This window comes from Pseudomonas sp. Sample_24 (assembly GCF_004307605.1).
Classification (GTDB): domain Bacteria; phylum Pseudomonadota; class Gammaproteobacteria; order Pseudomonadales; family Pseudomonadaceae; genus Aquipseudomonas.
Map to the genome: position 1 here is coordinate 1 of NZ_RCNW01000387.1, position 1288 is coordinate 1288.

The window sequence follows — 1288 nt, forward strand, 5'->3', positions numbered from 1 at the left end:
TCCATGTCCTTGGCCGCAGCCAGGAGCTCGTGATCGTCCATGTCGGCGATCAGGGTTTCTCGGACCGAATCGGATACTTCGAGGAGAATGTCGCCGTCGCGATCCGCCTTGACCAGCTGCCATAGCGTCAGGCGTTCGTCCAGCGGCAGAGCTTCAAGGATATAGGCGACGTCGGCGGAGTGCAGATCATCGAGCTTGCGTTGCAACTCGACGAGATTTTGCCGGTGAACCAGGTTCTCGACCCGGTCGTGATGCGGGCCTTCCTGGCGGTGGGTCAGATCTTCAACCACTCGCTGACGCTGCAACAGCTCAACGACTTGAGCGAGGCGGTCCTGCAAGCTTTCTTGTGTTTTCTTTACTTCAACTTCAGACATAGGCGAACTCCACTCCCAGCAGCGGGGCGCGCCGGAAGGATCAATCAGTCAATTCATGATTGGAAAAACGGGGTATTGAGTAACTACTGGGTAAGTCCATGGAAGTAATCCAAAAGCCCCGGCGGGGCTGACGGGCGCAATCATACACCGCTTGGCGGATTGAAATGTTAAAAAATCGCGGCTGAAACAAGCGCTTGCAAGACAAACTTGAGCACTGTCCTGACCCTTCAATTTACGACGACGCATCCTGAAAAGAAAACACACCACTCGGCCAAAAGGTGACGGCTACGCTTAAAAGAAATCGTCATGGAGGACGCTTGATGCCAGCCTACGCGCGCCGTTTCTTAATGCTCACCCTGCTCTGCCCCGCACCCTGGATCCCCGCCGCCACCATTCATAGATGCGAAGCAAACGACGGCCGCATCACCTTCACCACCCTAAGCTGCGCAGCCAGCGAACGCCGCTCCATACAGGAAGTCCGTACGCACATACCAACCGACGAGCCAATCGCCCTGCTGCCAGGGCCAGAGACTCGCCGCATCACTCGAACGAATAGCAAAAGGGGCGAACCAACGATTGTTGGAAAGAGCGAAGACGGATGCGGAAATCTGATCAGTGCCAGAGAGCGACGCGAGGCGATCATCAATCAACGGGTTGTCGCCGGCATGAGCCAGCAGGATGTCGAGAGCGCACTCGGCAAGCCAGACAAGATCAGTATTCGCAATTCGAGCACAAGCTATCGCTACGAAACCAAGCGAGGCCGGAGTGCACATATCGAGTTCGATGAAAGAGGATGCACGAAGGGAAAAGCCAAATCCCAGACGGCAAAAAGCCCGCATTAAATGCGGGCTTTCTGTTGTATGGTGCACTCGACAGGATTCGAACCTGTGACCGCTCGGTTCGTAGCCGAGTAC

Annotated in this window: 1 protein-coding gene and 1 pseudogene; one reads left to right on the plus strand and one right to left on the minus strand. The window is 55.7% G+C overall.

Annotation, left to right across the window (positions count from 1 at the left end; all coding sequences use genetic code 11):
* Positions 1 to 374: pseudogene (locus D8V06_RS21725) on the minus strand (magnesium transporter); the annotation flags it as partial.
* A gap of 320 nt (positions 375 to 694) precedes the next feature.
* Between D8V06_RS21725 and D8V06_RS21730 the strand changes: the two are divergent.
* Positions 695 to 1216, plus strand: coding sequence for a cell envelope protein SmpA (locus D8V06_RS21730; RefSeq protein WP_130931757.1), 522 nt, complete (start codon positions 695 to 697; stop codon positions 1214 to 1216).
* Positions 1217 to 1288: the final 72 nt, after the last annotated feature.

What these genes read in the sequence shown, in the direction of transcription:
- D8V06_RS21730 (WP_130931757.1), top strand. Translation starts at nt 695, where the DNA reads ATGCCAGCCTACGCGCGCCGTTTCTTAATGCTCACCCTGCTCTGCCCC.